Annotated in this window: 4 protein-coding genes; all 4 read right to left on the bottom strand. The window is 67.9% G+C overall.

The annotated features are described in order from the left end of the window. Nucleotides 1–11 precede the first annotated feature (11 nt). The 4 genes from JW876_07565 to JW876_07550 are packed head-to-tail and all read right to left on the bottom strand — an operon-like array spanning nucleotide 12 to nucleotide 17,993. A complete protein-coding gene (locus tag JW876_07565) occupies nucleotides 12–758 on the bottom strand; it encodes a ParA family protein (protein MBN1885362.1) in 747 nt (248 codons plus the stop codon). After that, nucleotides 755–5,098 (bottom strand): anti-sigma factor antagonist, encoded by a 4,344-nt coding sequence (locus JW876_07560; protein MBN1885361.1) that lies wholly within the window; start codon nucleotides 5,096–5,098, stop codon nucleotides 755–757. The genes JW876_07565 and JW876_07560 overlap by 4 nt, the downstream gene beginning before the upstream one ends. Then, nucleotides 5,099–6,991, bottom strand: coding sequence for a PorV/PorQ family protein (locus tag JW876_07555; protein MBN1885360.1), 1,893 nt, complete (start codon nucleotides 6,989–6,991; stop codon nucleotides 5,099–5,101). It lies immediately after the preceding gene. Between the two features lie 7 nt (nucleotides 6,992–6,998). Beyond that, nucleotides 6,999–17,993, bottom strand: a complete 10,995-nt coding sequence (locus JW876_07550; GenBank protein ID MBN1885359.1) for an Ig-like domain-containing protein — start codon at nucleotides 17,991–17,993, stop codon at nucleotides 6,999–7,001. Nucleotides 17,994–17,999: the final 6 nt, after the last annotated feature.

The following is a 17,999-nucleotide window of genomic DNA, read 5'->3' as shown; positions in this document are numbered from 1 at the left end:
CGCCCGCGGTTTCATCCCGCAGGGACGAGGTCGAGAATCTCCTCGGTGAGTTTGTAATAATCGAAGGCGCCCCGGGACAGCGGCGCGTGCTCGTAGATCGTCTTGTGTTGCCCGGGCGCCTCGCGAATCGCCGTGTTGATACGGATCGTCGTCTGGAACACGCGTTCCCCGAACCGCTCCCGCACTTCCTCGAGCACACGGCGCGAGATCCTCGTCCGACCGTCGTAGAAGGTCGGAAGGATACGGTAGGATATGTCGCCCCGCTCCGTCACCCATTTCATCTCGTCGATGATCTCGATGGTCTGATCGGCGCCCACCTGGGAGAGATAATCCATCGAGAGCGGGATGATGACCTCGTCGCAGAAATTGAGGACGTTGACGTTGATCAGGTTCACCGAGGGCGGGCAGTCGCAGACGACGAAATCGCAGCCCTTGAGGAACTGCATCGATTGCCGGAGGCGCCCCTCGCGGCGCTCGGTGCCCCCGAGGACGAGCTCGACCTCGGCGAGACGCCGGCCGCCCGAATCTATGACGAAAAGATTCTCCCTCACCTGGAGGATGTCGGTATCCCCCGTCGTCAGCAGTTCCGCGAGCCCCTTCTCGGCCTCCACGCCGAAGGTGACGGCCGCGTTCCGCTGTGGATCGCAGTCGATGAGGAGCACGCGCCGACCGCTCAGCGAGAAGCCGTGCGCGATGTTGACGGCGGTCGTCGTCTTTCCCGTACCGCCCTTCATGGTCATGACAGCGTATTTCCTCATGATGTCCCGTCTTCGTCGTCTGCCGGTTTCCGGTTGCGATCGACCAGTCGTTTTCCGTACTCTCCCCAGCCGATCTCCCTGATCCGCTGATCCTTGTCCTCCCGCATGTCGCGCTTCCGCGCGACGTCCAGTTCGACGGTCCGTTCCTCGACGCGTTCCCGGGGCTTCTCGTGGAGCGGTTCGACCGATGTTCCGCCGATCGTCGGCCTGCTTTCCGTGCGATGCCCCCCGGCTTTGCCGGCCGCCGCCGATCCGATGCGCTCGTCGCCGGAGACGGATCCGGCCGGGGACGCTTCCGTTTCCTGTTCCAAAGACACGATATCGAGGGCCTCGACGGCCGCGGTCGCCGAGAGATAGTGCTGGACGAGCGGCTCGAATCCCAGATCCCTGAATATCTTGAAGATCGGCGGAGTCATGCCCGAGAGGACGAGTCGACGCCCCTGCCCGCCGAGCCGCTGCAGATGCTTGACGATGACGCCCCAGCCGCTGCTGCTGATGTAGACGACCCCCTCGAGATCGATGACGAGGTGCGCGTTCCCGTTCAGGGCGAAACGGTCGAGGCGGGATTCGAAAGCCTCGGCCGTGGACGCGTCGATCGCCCCCGTCGCCCTCGCGACGGCGATCCGCCCGTTTCGTAGCCGTTCGATCTCGATGTCGAGCCTGAGATCGGGTTCCCGCCGCCTCGCCGGCCCGTCCGCCGGCGCGTCGACCGTCCTCGCCTCACCGCCGCTTTCCCTCGTCCGTCCCGTATCGTCCGCATCCCCGTCGCTCGGCGCCGCGGCGGTTTGCGCCGCGGCGGCCGTTTCCTCCTCGACGGGCAGCGGCGCGGGGCGTTCGAAATCGCCGATCGCTTCCGCGAGGATGCTGAAGGAACGCATGATCGAATCGAATCCGAGCATATGGAAGATCGTATCGACTTCGGGATCCATGCCGAAGATCTTGATGTCCCCGTCGCCCCGCCTCACATCCTCGATCCGCGACGCGAAGACGCCCCAGCCGCTGCTGCTCACGTATTCCACCCGGGACATGTCGATGACGATACGGCGCCGCCCGCCGTCGATCAACTCGTCGAGCAGGGTCCGCAGCTTCATGCAGGAGACCGTGTCGATGACGCCGTCGAGCTCGATGACGGCGATCTCTCCGCTCTCCCCGACCGTTCCCGCCTGTATCCTGAGCGGCGTCCACGGGGAACTTTCCCCCTCGACGGGGCTCTCCACGGAGATCCGCTGCTCCAGCGTCCCTTCCCCGCCCTCGGGGCTCATCGCCGCCTCGAACAGCCTGCGCCGTTCACCGATCGGCAGCGACAGGAAATGATGCGCTTCGTCGGCGTTCTGGAAATGCATGATGATGTCGCGGAAACCGAGAAGTTCGTAGATGTCGTACACCTCGGGAGACATCCCGACGAGGACCACGTCCCCCTCCCCCTCGCGGAGTTGCCTGACGCGACCGGTGAAGATCCCCCAGCCACCGCTGCTGATGTACGATACGTCGCCCAGGTCGACGATGATCTTCCGGTACCCGTGCTCGTAGACGCTCTCGAGGACGCCTTCGAGATCGCCGGCGCTCGACGAATCGAGATTGCCGACGACGGACAGGGAGACGATCCCGCCGTCCATCTCGCGGGAGACGATCTCGATCGCTCCGCCGTCCTCCGGACCGATGTCGATGTCGAAAACCCCGCCGACTCCCGCCGCGGCGGCGGATCCGGCGCCGGGAACCGGACGGACGGGCGCCGGTACCGGCGGCGCGGGTTCGGGCCGCTTTGTTGCACGGGCCGTCGTGCCGCCCACCGGGGCGGTCGCCTCCGGCGCCGCGGCAGGCTCCGGCCCGTCGGGAAGCGCCCCGGCGGGGGCCTCGTCGACGTCCGCGGCGTCCGGATCCGGTTGCGCGGCAGGCCGGGGCGGCGGCGACGCGGCGAGTCGCTGGAATTCCTCCTCGGACATGAACCGGTTGCGGCGCATGTACTCGAGGCGTTTCTCGTACGTGTTGAGCCGCATCCGCTTCAGCTCGTCGTAGACGAGGGCCGCTGCGAGCCGTTCCTCCCGGGCTCTTCCCTCGTTGAAGGCGTTCGCCATCCGTTTGGCGCCGTACTCGGGGTGTTCCTTGATGATCTCGAGCAGTTCCCTGCGCTGCTCGATGCTGACGCGCCTGATCTCGTGCTCGGTGCGAAGCGCCTTGTTCTTCAGTCCCCGTTCGCCGTATTCCTGCAATCGCCTGCGATAGCGATAGAACGTGGAGGGAGACACCTTCATCCGCCGGCAGGCCTCGGCCACCGACAGCCCCTCCTTTTCGACGAGATCGATCAGCTTGCGCCGGATACCGACGAGCACCTCGTCGGCCATCATCTTTTCCTTGATCGCGACGACGGTGATGTCGTCGTTCTGCGGGTGTCCCTGAGTGAAATCGGCGATATCTCCCGTGAGGTGGTCGATGAATTCCGACGGCGACAGACGGCCGTACTCCTTGAGGAGTTTGAGCAGGCGATCCTCTCCGTACTGATCCCGCGACTCGTTCATCGCCTCGGTGACGCCGTCGGTGTAGATGACGAGCATGTCGTCCTTCTTCAATTTGATCTTCTCGACGTCGATCGAGCGCCGGAAGAGCGTCTCGTCGGGAAGGCTGATCCCGACGGGGAACCCCCGCGGGTTGAGGAAGAAGGTCTCGTCCGTCTCCGCCCTGAAGAGGATCATCGGATTGTGACCCGCGCTGGCGTAGGAGATGATACGGTTTTTCGAGTCCAGGATGACGTAGAAGATCGTCACGAACATCCCCTTCTTCATGTCCTCCGTGACGAAATCGTTCATCCTGGCCATGACCTCGGCTGCCGAGTGGCTGCCGCGCGCCTCCATGCGGAGCGCGGTCCGGATCATCGTCATGACGAGGGAACCGGGCACCCCCTTGCCGGAAACGTCGGCGACGACCACGCCGAGCGTGTCGTCGTCGACGTTCACGAAATCGTAGTAGTCCCCGCCCACTTCCTTCGCCGCCCGGTAGAGGCTCGCGATGTCGTATCCGCTCACGCTTGGCACCTTGCCCGGCAGAAGGGAATGCTGGATCTCCTGGGCGACCTGCATCTCCTTCTGCATCCGTTCCTGTTCCACGACGCTCTGCTGCGCCTGCCGGAACTTTGCGGTGATCTCGTTGAAGGCGGTGGCGATCTCTCCGATCTCCTCCGGGCCGTCGATGCGGATCTCGTCGTCGAGCGATCCCTCTCCGATTGCGCGGACGCCGTCGGTGAGAGCCTGTATCGGCTTGACGAGAACGGAGATGAGCAGGTAGATGAGGGCGATCCCGACGAGGAGGATCCCCGCGAGGATCAGGCCCGTCTTGAAACGGGGATCATTTATCCCCGACTCGACGACGCGCTGCGAGACGCCGAGCACGACGCGTCCGATCGTCACGCTCCTGCCGCTCTCGTCGTCGGAGAGCCGCACCGGCAGATTGAGCTCGCGGATCGAATCGCCGCCGCCGATCGTCAGCCAGACGCCCCGTTCGGGCATCACTTCCGCGCCGGCGGACGGCGCGTAGGCCCGGCCGAGCTCGTCGACGTCGCTCGAGGCGACGATCAGGCCGCCGTCGTCGACGATGCGCGCGTAACGCATGGCGGGATACTTCCCGAGCTGTTCGGCGATGAAGACCGTGACGTTCCGGTATTCGGGGCTGTAGGGATCGGTCGCGGCGACGATGGCGCTCTGTCCCTTCGTCTCGAGCGCGCGGCCGAGATTCGTGTAGCTCATCCAGACCGAATTCCGCTGGAGATTCACGTCCCGCGTCTGGTTGACGAACTGCACGCCCCAGAGGAAGAGCACGAGACCGAAGAGGCCCAGGGCCGCGCGAAGGGCGAACTTGAAGCGGAGCGTCGAGGTCCAGCGACGGCGCACCCCGGCGGGAAGCGCGGCGACGCCGCTCATGCGTTTGGCCATGTAGAGCCGGTTGCCGGCGGGGGACGCGGCGTAATCGAGATCGTCCATCAGGCGGTTCATCAGGTAGATCCCGAGCCCGCCCTTCTTTCCGATCTCGACGTACTGCTCGAGATCGGGATCCTCGATCTTGCTCCAGTCGAAGGGAACGCCGCGATCGAAGATGTTTATCTCGACGGATCCCGGCGCGGCCTGGACGTCGATACGGATATCGCCGCCCCTTCCCGCGTAGGCATGCTTGATGATGTTCGTGCATGCCTCGTCCATCGCGAGCTTGGTGTTGTTCGTCTCGCGTTTCGAGAAACCGGCGCGGACGCAGACGTCGGCGATGAAGTCCCTGACTTCGATGAGGCTCGTATCGACCGCCGGGATCTCGAGATGGAAGGTCTCGGGTCCGTCGAGCAGGTTCTTCTTCGCCACCTATCGTCCCTCCGGGGCATCGATCCGCAGGAGCCGAGCCTCGGCCTCCTCGATGTTCTTGCGCACGCTCTCGTTATCGGGATCGATATCGAGGATCTTGCGCCATTCCCTGATGGCCGCCTCGTAGTTGTGCTGCGTGTAGTGCTTCATCCCCTCGATAAAGAGCCGCCGGATCTCTTCCTTCTCTTCGGACGTGAGCGGCACCATGCGGCGTTCGGCCCGCCGGAGCAGGTCCTTCGCCTCCTCGTGGTCGGGATGCCGCTGGAGCAGACGCCGGCAGAGCCCGATCGTCTCGTCGTACCGTCCCGCGCCGAACGCGTCGAGGGCGTTCTGGAAGAGCTCTATCGTCTCCAGCCGATCGCTGGCCGTCCGGTAGGTCCGCTGCAACTCGTCCATCCGCCCCTTCACCCGTTCGATCCCCGCCCCGGCCTCGGCGTGTCCCGGTTCGATCATGAGCACGATGTTCCATTCGCCGAGCGCGGCGGCGTACCTGCCGGCCGCCTCGTGTCCGAGGGCGCGCGCGCGGTGCTGCGCGGCTTGTTCGGCGAGCTTGTCGTTCGTGCGCGCGAGGTAATCCGCCGCCGACGAATTCCCGGGATCCAGATCGAGGACATGCCGCCATTCGGCGCGTGAGAGGATGTATTCGTTGTCGCTGTAATACTGAAGGCCGAGCCGGAAGTGCTGATCGACGAGGAGCGCCGTCTCCGACGACGCCGTCCGCTCCTGCTGGACCCTGATGATCTCCTCGCGTACGACCGCGAGGGTCTCGGCCGCGGCGGCGTTGCCGGGATCGTACTCGAGGACGATCTTGAGCTCGTCGAGGGCTCCCTCGTACTCGCCCCGCGCCCGGAAGTCCCGGGCACTGCGCATGTGGCTCTCCACGCGGCCGGCGAAGACCTCGCGGAGCCTCGCATCGTCGGCGATACGCCTGCGTTCCGCCTCCGCCGCTTCCTTCTCGGCGAGAGTGGCGCCGATTCGCATCGAGACCGTCATCGGGTGGGAGGTGCCGGCCTCGTCGCGGCTGAAGAAGCCGTAGTCCGCCCGGTAGCCGCGCCAGCCGAAACCGACGCCCGCGGTGACCCCCTCCCCGTCGAAACCGACGCGGATACTGAAGAGATCGCGGAATCCGAATTCCACGCCGGCGCGGAGATTGCCGTCGTCCCGCTCCGGCATGTCCATCTGGACCGCCAGGGCGAGGCGTGACCCGTTGGCGAATGGACGCTCGTACCCCGCGCCGACCATGATCGTCCGGTCGACGCGATCGGCGACGCTGACGAGCTTCGTCTCGGCGCCGACGATATCCTGGAGGTTGCAGCCGAGAATGAGGCCCGGAACACGCGGATGGCCGTAGAGCAGGCCGACGTCGAGCCCCGTTCCCGTGTCCGAGAAGTCGCCGACACGCTGGTGGAGCACCTTGACCGACGATCCGGCGGTGAAGGCGCCGATCCAGCGCCAGGGCAGATCGACGGCGTATCCGAGGATCGCCTGGCTTTCCCGGTAGGTGATCTCCCCCGTTTCCCGGCTGAAGGCGTCGAACCCGCGGATCCCGTCGGTGCCGACGGTCATCAAACCCAGCCCGATCGAACCGGCCCGCATCGTCGGATAGACGGCGCCGAGGAACTCGTAGGACGCGTCGCTGAACCCCGAGAAGAGCGGTATGTGATTCGCCATGAGGGTCGGCGACGCGTTGCGCTTCAGGGCCGCCGGATTGTAGTAGAGCGCCGAGGCATCGTCGGCGAGGGCCGTGAAAGCGCCGCCGAGGGCGATTGCGCGGGATCCGGCGCCGATCGAGAAGACCGAACGCGTCCCGCCGGTGCCCTCCTGCGCGCACGCGTCCCCGCCGGCCCACGCGAGGGCCGCGACGAGCATTGCCGCTGCCAAGCGTTTTCTCATCAAACTCCTACTTGGCGACCGCTATCTTGAAGGTCGCCGTCTGCCCGCCAGCCTCGATGCGGCACAGATAGATGCCGTTGCGCACGATCTCGCCCGCCCCGTTCCTGCCGTCCCATTCGACTTCGCACCACGCGCCACCCTCGGCGCCGATGGCCCCCGCTTCGCCGGCGGATATCTCTCTCGTCCATACGAGCCGTCCGGTGAGGTCGTAGATCGCGATTCTCACGGCCGCGTCGCTCATGAGGAAATAGGAGATGCGCGTCGGCTCGGATCCGGCCATGAAGGGGTTCGGATAGTTGTGCGCGTATTCCTCGAAATCGTCGCTCATCACGGACATCGGTCCGCTCGTGAAGCGGCCGGCGATGTCGCCGCCGTCGACTTCCCACACGACGCCGACCCGCGGACCGGAGGCGCCGCCGATCCTGAAGACGACATCGCGGCTCCCGGCGATGTCGAGCCTGAGCTCTCCCGTGGGCGCTCCCGCTGAGACGTCGACGGAGACGAGGACCGTGTCCGTTTCTCCCGGCTCGAGCGTGTACGTTCCGGCGACGGGTATGGAGACGGGATTGTCGTCCGTCGCCGTCGCGACGTAGGTCTCGCCGCGGGCTGTCAAGGCCACGCGCGAGACGTACCGCGCGGCCCGATCGTGTGCCTCGGCGTCGGCGTCCGCCGCCGTGACGCGCAGGGTGTCGAGGCCGACGGTGTACGAAAGCGTGTTGTCGAAGACGACCCTGAGCACGGGAACGTTCCGGGCCCCCCGCGGCACGACGTAGGGCGGAATGGTATCGAGGGCGGAGACGTTGAGCATCGAGACCGACGCCGCCTCCGTCTGCACCGGGATCGGCACCGAGGCCGTCGCCACCGACGCCGGCTCGCCCGAGTTCTCGTCGATGGCGACGGGATCGACAAACCGTACCGAGATGAACTCCGGCGGCGTCGGCGAACCGGGCGCGCGAAGTCCCCAGGTCACGGGAATCCCGGGCGTGTAGGCTTTTTGCGGCGTCTCTCCCGCGCCGTCGAGAACGTAGCCGTCGGGCGGGACGATCTCGATCGTCGCACCCGTCGGATCCACTCCCGCCTCGCCGAGATTGGAGACGGTCGCCTCAACGGTGAACGCGAGATCGATCGACACGCGCCCGTCGAGCGCCTCGGGCGGCCCGGAGATCGCCGCGGCGAGATCGAGTCTCGCCGCCTCGACCGTCGTGACGTCCATCGACACGCCGGCCACGGTGAAGGTCGTTCCCGCGTTGCCGTCCGTACCGCCGGCGGAGAGCGCGAAGGATGCGGCGGGCGAGGGCAGCGACGGAGCGGTGACGAGCCATTCGACCTGCACCGCGGCCCCCGATCCGTCTCCGATATCGCGCCGCTCCGATTCCTCGACGGCGTATCCGGCCGGCACGGCGAGTTCGACCCATGCGTCGACCGTGTTCGACGACGGGGTCACGACGCCCCTGACGGTGAAGGTCTGGCCCGATGAGACGATCCTGTCCGCCGCTCCGGCGGGTTCCGGGACGGAAAGGGCCTGGCCGGCGATCACGGCCGCTTCCTCCGTCGCCGCGACGATCCGCGCCTCGGCGACATCGACGACCGCCGGCCCGTTCGCGTTCCTGTCGACGGGAACCGCCGAGATGCGGACGGCGAGGGTGTCGAGCGAGATCCCCGCGGGGGCGATCAGCGACCAGGTCACCGGCGTACCCGGCTCGAAGGGGCGCGTGAGGGGCTCGCCGGCCGGATCGACGCGTCCCACCCCGGCGGGGATCGCGAGCGCGAGCGCTCCCGACTCGTCGACCTCGGCCGATCCGGGCGGATTCGTCACGGTGGCGGAGACCACGAAGGTCTGCCCCGCCGAGAGGGTGTCGTCGACGGCCCCCGCGGGCGCGGCGATCGCGGCCGAGACGGAGAGGCGCGCCGGTTCCTGGATCTGCAGCGTCTCCGTCGACTCGACCGCCTGGATCGGATCGACCCGCTCCCCCGTGTTGATCGAGACGGCCCGCTCGATCGCCGCGCGGAGCGTTTCCAGGTTGGGGATGTCGCCCGCGGTGACCTCGAAGAGGAAGAGCCCGCTTCCTCCCGAATCGATCCGCGGGCTTCCCGCCACGAGCCTGGTCGTCGACCGCGCGCCGTTCTCGGCGACGAGGCTCACATCGACGCTGTCGAGATCGTCCCCGCCGGTGTTCTCGACGGTCACGACGATGCCGAAGATCTGGCCGGTATTGACGATCGACGTGTTCGGGGGCGTACCGCCGTTCGGCGCGTCGCTCACGATGGAGACGATCCGCACGCCGGACGGCTTGCGCACGTAAACCGTCGTATCCCGTTCGGCGATCGCGTACACGGCGCCGGGATCGTTCTCGCCCGTCCAGCGGACGCCGGCGCGCACATCGACCGTCCCCGTGTCGTTCCCCGTCGTGGAGATCGCGTAGACCAGCGAATCCGAGTCGCCTCCCGGCAAAAGCAGATCGGGCCGTCCCGAGGCGAATCCGCCCGGCGGTTCGACGAGGTAGCCGCCAAGAGCCACCCCTGCCCGCGCGAAGGAGACGTCCCCCTGCGACGGGACGGCGAAACGCGCGGTCCCGGCGCCCTCGTTCGATATGCGGAGCGTGACGTGCCAGTCGACGGTCTGTCCCGCGTTCACCTCCGGCTGCGACGGGACGGCGGCGTCGACGACCACCCGGGCCGGCGCCTGGATGAATGCCGCCGCCGTGTCGTCGACCGCTGACTGGAGGACGTACAGATCGCCTTGGCCGGAGTTCACGTCAATCGCCGCCTCGATCGCCGCATTGAACAGTTCCGCCCCTGGAACCGCGGAGGCCGTGACGTGGAAGGTGTCGACGCGCGTCTCGCCGCCCGCGATGAACGGCACCGTGACCGGCGAATCGTCGACCGTCGAGAGCCCGGCGGCCCGGAGGGACACGTCGACGTCCGCCGCGGAGGCCTCGCCGACGTTCTCGACCTCGAAGAGAACGGGGAATCGCTGTCCCGTATCGACCCGGGGGGCGTTCGGCGCCGCGGTGGAGACGGCGATGAGCCTGAGCGCCGCCGGCGACTGGACGCGGACCGTGTCGCGTGTTCCCGGATCGGACCGGTCGTCGAGAAGGAGATTCCGGTTGTTCTCGAGGAAGGCCGCCCTGGCGATGAGCTCGAGATCCCCGCCTCCGGGCAACGCGGGCGTCGAAGACACCACGAAACGGAGCCTGCCGCCCTCGTTCGCCGCGAGCGTCGTCTTGCCGCCGACGAAGGTCGCCGGCGTCGGATGCGCGGAGACGCCGAACGATGGGTCGTAGAGCGTCGTGCTGTCCGGCAGGAGCGTCAGGACCGCCTCTCCGTCGTTGCTGACGTCGACGAGGATTTCCCACGGAGCGGTCTGCCCGGCGGTGACCGTCTCCCGGCCGGCCCTAATCGAGACGACGAGCGGCAAGGCCGGGGCCTGCACGGCCATCACGCCCCATCCGCCGCTCAGCGTGTTGTCGGACAGCGTCCCGCCGCTGTTGATGTCGATCGCGGAGACGTACCCGTTGACCAGTACCGTCCCCGTCGTCGAACCGGTCGCCGTCACGTCGAAGAGGAGCGTGTCGATCTGCCCGCCCGCGAGCGTGTCGCCGCCGGAGACGACGAGGTCTGGATCGGGGGTGACGGTGTATTCGCCCGTGACCTCTCCCCCGCCGACGACGGTGAATGTCAGGCTCGCCGCTTCCGTATCCACGATGACCGACGCCTCCCCGGTGTTGTGGAGGACCATGAAGGCGGGCCACAACGGCTGCACGCCGCGGGTCACGCTCGCCGGCGTCTGGACGGCGAGGATGCTGAGCTGCGGGGCGTCCTCCACCGTGAGGGATTCGGGACTCGCCGCGATCTCCTGGAAGAAGGGATTCCCGTTCTGCGATCCGACGAGCCTGGCGAGAACGCCGTAGCGCCCGTGCGCGAGCTCCGGAAGCACCTGTTCGCCCTCGAAACGCAGGCGCGTCTCCCCGCCGCCGGGCAGGACGGTTTCAGAAAGCGTCGAAAGCGGGGCGCGGAACGTGTCTCCCTCGGCGTCGCCGAAGAGCACCGTCGTCGCGTCGCGATCGAGAAGCACCGTCGCGTGGTCGGGATCGTCGCTCCACACCGTCAGCTCCATCGATATCTCCGTGCCGCTGCTGGCGGCGAGCGGCGCGAGGGATCCCGGCAGGTAACGCGGATCTGGCGGATACTCGAAGGTGACCGAATCGGTCGTCGTCGCCTCGTCGAGCAGGACATGGACCCGCCGGTCGCTGTTCTTTTCCGTGGCCACCGCGCCGCCGATGACAGGTCGTCGACCTGCGGGCATGTCCCCGGTGACCGTCACCGGGAAGGTCAGCGTCCCCGAATCCCCGGCGTCGAGACGGTCGCCGCCTCCGTCGAAGGCGTCGGGATGATCGATGACGAAACCGGTTCCGCCGGGAAGATCGACGAACGTCGAATCGACGTCGCCGAAATCGACGGCCACGCCGGAGCCTCCGTCGTTCCTGACCGTCATTGCGATCGACCACGCCCCGGGCTGTCCGATCGTCACCGGATCCCTGCTCGCCTCGAGAGCGGTCACGACGAGCACGGCGGGCGACTGGATCTCGACGGCAGCCGACGGGGAAACCGTCACGTCGATCGGTCGGCCGCTGTTCGTCTCCGTGCCGCCGATCGACGCGCCGAATCCGCAGGCGCCGATCGCGCTTCCCGTCCTGTCGATCGTGAATACGAGCGTATCGACCGTCTCGCCGCCGAGCACCGCCCCGCCGCCCGCGAGACTGTCCGGAACGATGATGACGAATCCGTCGGGAAAAGACGGATCGAGCGCGGTCCGCGGTGCGGCGAGATCGAGCGCCGCATCCGACTCGCCCCGGTTCTCTACGACGACGTCGACGCGCCAGTCGCGAGTCTGGAGGGCCGTCGCGCTGCCGACCGACGGCTGTATCGCCCGCACGACGAGGTCCGCCGGCGTCTGGACGAGGTAGCTCCCCTTCCCGCCGAACTCGGTCGTGGCGATCAGCGTGCCGCCGCTGTTGAGGTCGACGCCTTCGACGGTCGCGTCGACGACGACCGTGCCGACGGTCATCGGTCCCGCGGGATCGTCGGCGAAGACGACGGCGAAGGAGTCCGTCTGGCCGCCGGCGAGCGTCTCTCCCCCGGGCGTGAAATCTGCGGGCGTGAGGACGATCTCGTCCGTGACGTCGCGGACGCCGACGGAAAGCCTGAGTGCGAGATCGTCGAGTCTCACCGGCGCCTCGCCGTTGTTCTGCACGTGCACGCGCGCCGCCCATGGCGCCCCCTGGTCGGCGGTCACCCGGTCGCCCGGAATCATGTCGATCCTCGCGATCGCCAGCTGCGAAGGCTCCTGCACGGTCACCGGATCGGTGATGTCGAGATCGACCGCCAGGGGCAGGCCGTTCTCCTCGCCGACGACACGGACGACCGCATTCCGGGCGCCGGTCGACATCGCGGCGGGAATCGTCACCGATTCGAACCAGAGCGTGTCGCCTCCGGCGCCGATCGTCGTCCCCCGGTCGGCGTCGAGGAACGCGACGTAGAAGACGGCCCCGTCAAAGAAGAAGATCCGCGTCGAATCGGGATCGCAGTCGACGGTCGCTCCGCCGGCGTTGGCGATTCCCACGCTGAACGAGACGGCGCTGCGCTTGCTGACGACGGCTGGCGCGAGCGAACCGCTCTCGTATGCGAGAAGGGCCGGCTCGACGACGTCGACCGGGTCGGCAATCGCGATCGTCGTATCGAAGGCCCCGCCGTTCTCCGTGCCGAAAAGACGGACGCTGGCGATACGGAGACCCGTGTCCATCGCGGCGGGGATTTCGGCGGCCGAGAATCGCAACGTCGTCGTCACCCCGCCGGGCAACGCGTCCTCCGCGCCGAGGGGCGCGCTGAAGACCGCCGTGCCGTCCGAGAAGGAGAAAACGGTTTCGTCGGGATCGAGGATCACCGCCGCTTCGGCGTCGTTGCGGAGATCGACGGCGAAGGACTGGACCTGTCCCTTCGAGACGGTACGAGGCTCGAGGGAATTCGGTTCATAGGCGATCGATGCCGCCGACTGGATCAGCCAGACGGCGCGATTCTCGTCGGCCGACGTGTCGCGCACCTCCATGCCGTCCGTCCGGGCGATGACCGACGCATCGATCGTGTCGGCACCCAGCGGGGAGCCGGGCAGGACGAGGACCGGGTACGTGTAGATCCCCTCCTCTCCCTGGAGGAGGGTATCGGGCAGCGGGGGCGTCCAGTCTCCCCCGCTGCCGTACGAGCCGGTGCGGAAGGAGAGCTGTATCGTCTGGACGAAGATCGGCGATCCCCCGTCGTTCCTGAGCCTGACCGCCACCGGCACCGTGTCGCCTCGGCTGACGATGTTCCGGGCGGGCAGTATGCCGACGATCTTGACGTACGAGACGGCGACGGCGTTGGATCCGGCGCCGAACTCGATCGCGTAGGACGATCCGTGCCTGTCCGTCCCGGCGACGGAGACGCGCGGCGTGTAGTTGCCGCCGAGCAACGCCGGCGGCACCTGCCGCGCGGCGAACCTGAGCGTGTCGCTCGCGTAGCCGTCGAGATACAGATCCGCGGCGAGTGGCGCCTCGTAGAGATTCCCGACGCTGTCCGCGATGGAGATCCTGCTCGGCGCGCGTATCGTCAGCCCCGTGGAACTGGCGTTCGAGACGGCGACCCTGAAAGCGACGGTGTCGCCCGGCACGATGAAACCGGGACGGACGGAGCCGCCGTACCCGCACGACGGCGGCGGCGCGAACACGAGCGAAGCCGTCCCCGCCGCGCTCCCCTCGACGCTCGTGAAATCGACGGCCACGTCGCCCGGCGTCGTCGACGACTGAATGAAGACCGACACGCGGCCGCTTTCTCCCGTCACCCGCTGGTACCCCGGAAGAGCGGGATCGATGTCATCGCTGTCGACCGTTCCGCCCGTCGTTTCCACGGTGATGCGCGTCCCCGGCGCGACGACATTCCCGAAACGGTCGACGACCGGATCGGTGGTGATCGCGCTCGTCGAGATCCCGTTCGCGGTGATCGTGTCCGGAACGACCGAGACGATCCCGATCGGACCGTCGGGAAGATCGGGAAGGATCTCGATCGGATCGCTCGAGCTCGCGCCGAGCCCGGAGCCCTGGACCGCGGCGGTGAAAACGATCGAACCGGCCGTGTCCACCGAGGCCGTGACGAGAGCGGAACCGTCGGAGAGCGTCACCGGGTTTACCGACCACGAGACGAAACGGTCCGCGCCGAGGTCGACGACCGTCGTGTCGTCGCCGTAGGCCGGGTTGTCGTTCGGGTCGTAGGCGACCACGAGCACGTCGAAATCCTGGCCGGCCGTCGGCGCGTACGAGGCGGGAACGATCGTGAAGCGCGATATGCTGCCCGCCGCCGTCGAGACCGAGAAGGCCGTCCGCTCGCGCTCGGCCGGATCGCCGTCGAGGATCAGCGCCTCGACGGTGTTCTCGCCGGCGATCGTGTCGGTGGTCAGCGTCACCCAGGCGAGCCCCGCCGCGTCGGTGGCGACGACGCCGTCGTTCGGCGCTCCCGTGGCATCGGTCAGGAGGGGATCGCCGCCGAGATCGCTCGTCACATCGAACCAGACGACTTCGCCGCCCACGGGATTGCCCCACTCGTCCCGAACGCGCGCCGCGAGGATCACGTCGTCTCCGGCGACGACGCCTGTCGTGTCCCCGCTCACCTGCGAGATCCGGTACGCCGGGGCGCTCGAGAAGGTGAGCGTCTCGCCGAGGGAAGGGGAAGACAAGGTGTCTCCCGCAATCGAGAGGATCGCGACGCGGTCCGTCCCGACGACGGTCGACACGGCGTCGAAGGCCGCTTCCCCCCCGCCGAGCGTGAGCGTGTCGGGAAAGAATCCGACCAGCCCGGCCTCGGAGACGGGAACAAGCCGCGTCGTGTCGTCCGCGGTGATCCGGTTGCCGTTGGCATCGTAGGCCGAGACCGTTCCGGAGAAGTTCTCGCCGGCGGTGAAGTGGTCGCCGTCGATCGAGAGAAGAACGTACGCCACGTCCCCGCGCGGCACGGTCTGGACGTCCCACGTGTTCGTCTCGAGCTCCGCTGGCGATCCGTCGAGAATCGACGCCCGGACGCGGTTCAACCCGGCGGCCGTCCCCGTGCCGAGCATGACCGACGACACGCCGTCGGCGCGCGTGACGCGCTGCGAGGCGGCGAGTCCTCCGCCTCCCTGTATCACGGTGAAGGAGACCGTCTCGCCGTCGACCGCGTTGCCGTAGCGGTCCAGGACGGCCGTCCGCATGCGCACGGAATCGCCTGCCGCGACTCCCGTGCTGTCTCCGCCGAGATCGACCATCCGCCACGCGGGGGCGTTGTCGACGTCGATCCGGCCGCTGTATCCGACGGCGGGGAACGGCCCGCCGCTCACCCTGATCCGGATGGCCGCGGCCTGGTGGTACCTGATACCGACTCCCGCGTAGATGCCGCCCGAGAGACGGCCCGTCCTGACGGTCAGGAGGCTGTCGGCCAGCGTTGTCGAGTCGGCCGCGAGCACCGCTGCGAGATCGATGTCGTAACCGGCCGTCGTGACGAGGTTGCCGTACGCGTCTCTCGCCGCGACGGAGAGAGCGATGTCCTCGTCGGCGGTGACGCTGTCGGTCGCCGCGACGTCGTAGTGATCCACCGTGGCGCTCGCCAGTATGCCCACGTCGACGTCCGTCGGGGAGAGGACGGCCGCCTCGTCGCTGAATCCGATCGTCCAGTCGCCCGCTGCGGTGCCCCGCCCGTAGAGCGCGACCTGCCCGCCGGAAAGGTCGACGGCCGTCACCGGGACGCCGAAATCGGTGAGACTGAACTCGAAGCCGCCTCCTGCCGGCGCATCGATCAGCACGCGGCTCGTGTTCGCCGGATCGAGGTTGTCGTTGCTGTCGACCGCCTTGACGACGAAGGAGAAGCTGGTACCCGCCGGCGATTCCGATTCGGAGAGATCCGTGACGATGAGCTTCGTCGCCCCGCTCGCTACCGTCGTGTAGACGACGTCGGCGATCGCGGACGAGGGCAGGTACGAATGCGAGGCGTCGATGACGTCCTGCACCCCCGCCGCCGCGGGCGCATCGTACGAGACGGTGACGGTGCCCGTCGAATCGCTCGAACCGGACCGGATCGTCGGGCCGAGTTCGGTCGTCGGATTCGGGTTCGTGTCGTCCGCCGACAGGCCGCCGTCGGCCGGGGAATCCTTGATGAATACGGTGAGATTCTCTCCGACGACGAGGTTGCCGAAGCGGTCGGCGAGAGTGGCCGTCACGACCGTCCTGCTGTTCACCGTCACGTTCCCGGTGCCCGGCGCGAGCAGGACGGAGGCGAGCAGATCGTGATCGGTCGTCGCCGTGTACAGGACATCCGTCACGCCGCCCGAGGCGATCGAGGCGCGCGCCTCGTCGGAGTCGGCGCCGCTTGTCGTCCCGAGACGCCAGTACTCGCACGAGGCCTCGCCGTCGCCGCCGGTGATCGCGGTCGTCTGCGTTCCCGGCGCGGACAGATCGGTGTCGATCCCGCCGTCGCCCCGGCTGACGGCGAAAGTGACCGTCTCGCCGGGAACGGGGTTGCCGAACGCATCCTCGACGCCGGCGACGAGGGGATCGGGAACGGGATCGTCGACGACGGCCCGCTGACCGTCGCCGGAGACGAGGAAGATGCGGTCGGCGACGGCGTTGCCGACGACCAGCGGCGCGGCGCTCGCGGAGAGGACGCTCCCGTACCGCACAAGAATCGTGATCGCCTCGGCCTTCTCGTCGGTGACGGAAAGGGTCGCGATACCGCCGTCGGCCGCGGCGTAATCGTAACTCGCCGAATCCTCCCCGAGATTGGCCAGCGTGCCCGCCGCGCCGGCGAGCCCCCAGGTGATGTTGTCCGCGGCCTCGTCCGTGTCGGTGTAGACGAATATCTCGCCGTCGAACCATTCGACGCGGTTGTCGAACGCGTCTCGCGCGTCTATCGTCACGTTCTCGGCGACACCGGCCGTCCCGGTTTCGTCGTGAGTGACGATGAAAGAGGCCGGATCGCCCGCGCGGCAGACGACAGCGGCGGTTTCGAGTGTCGGCGTTCCGTCGAGGCGCGCACCGACCGTCTTCATCCCGGCCACCGTCGAACGGATCGCACCCGCGGCCACCCCGTCGCTCCCGGTGATCCCCGTCGGCTGGACGATCGTGTTGCCGGCGCCCGTCGCCTCGATGGTCACGACGATCCCCGGCACTGGATTTCCCCGCGCGTCGAGGACGGTGACGATGACCGGCGCCGCGTCGACGCCGTCCGCGGTGATCGTGTCCGCCGCCGATACGACCGTCGTCACGCCCGGATCCGCCGGGCCCGCCTCGAAGAGGATCGTCTCGTCGTCGGCGACGAGGACGCCGTCGATCCGCGCCCGCACCGTCTTCGTCTCCGCGACGGTCGAACGGATGCTCCCCGTCGCGACGCCGTCGAAACCGGTCGAGCCCACCGGCTGCGTGATGCCGTTGCCGCTCCCGGTCGCCTCGATCGTCACCGCGACGCCCCCCACCGGGTTGTCGTCGCCGTCCCTGACCGTCACCGTGATCGTCGCCTCGTCCGTGCCGTCCGCAGTCACCGTTCCGCGGTCGCTGACCACCTCGCTCCGGGCGGTGCTCGCCTGGCCGGAAATGAAGAGAAGCACCGCCGTCGAGTCGATGAGCTGCCCGTTGATCCGGGCCCGCATCGTCTTGGGCTCGGCGACCGTCGAGCGGATCGCTCCCGCCGCGGTGCCGTCGGATGCGGTCGGATTCGTCGGCTGTATGACGTTGTTTCCCGTTCCGGACGCCTCGAGCGTCACGATCGCCCCGCTCACCGAATTGCCCTGCCCGTCGCGCGCGGTGACGACGATGATCGCCGCCTCCACACCGTCCGCCGTCACGGTATCCCGGTCGGCGCCGATCCCGGACGCCGCGACGCTCGGCGGCCCCGCTCGGAACGCCACCGCGGCCGTATCGGTCACGAGAACGCCGCCGACGCGCGCACGCACCGTCTT

The organism is Candidatus Krumholzibacteriota bacterium (assembly GCA_016931295.1).
Lineage (GTDB): Bacteria > Krumholzibacteriota > Krumholzibacteriia > Krumholzibacteriales > Krumholzibacteriaceae > JAFGEZ01.
This window is presented reverse-complemented; position numbering and strand designations above follow the sequence as displayed.

Bases quoted from the DNA above. Each gene is read 5' to 3' on its own strand.
- JW876_07555 (MBN1885360.1), bottom strand. From the start codon at position 6,991: ATGAGAAAACGCTTGGCAGCGGCAATGCTCGTCGCGGCCCTCGCGTGG.
- JW876_07565 (MBN1885362.1), bottom strand. From the start codon at position 758: ATGAGGAAATACGCTGTCATGACCATGAAGGGCGGTACGGGAAAGACG.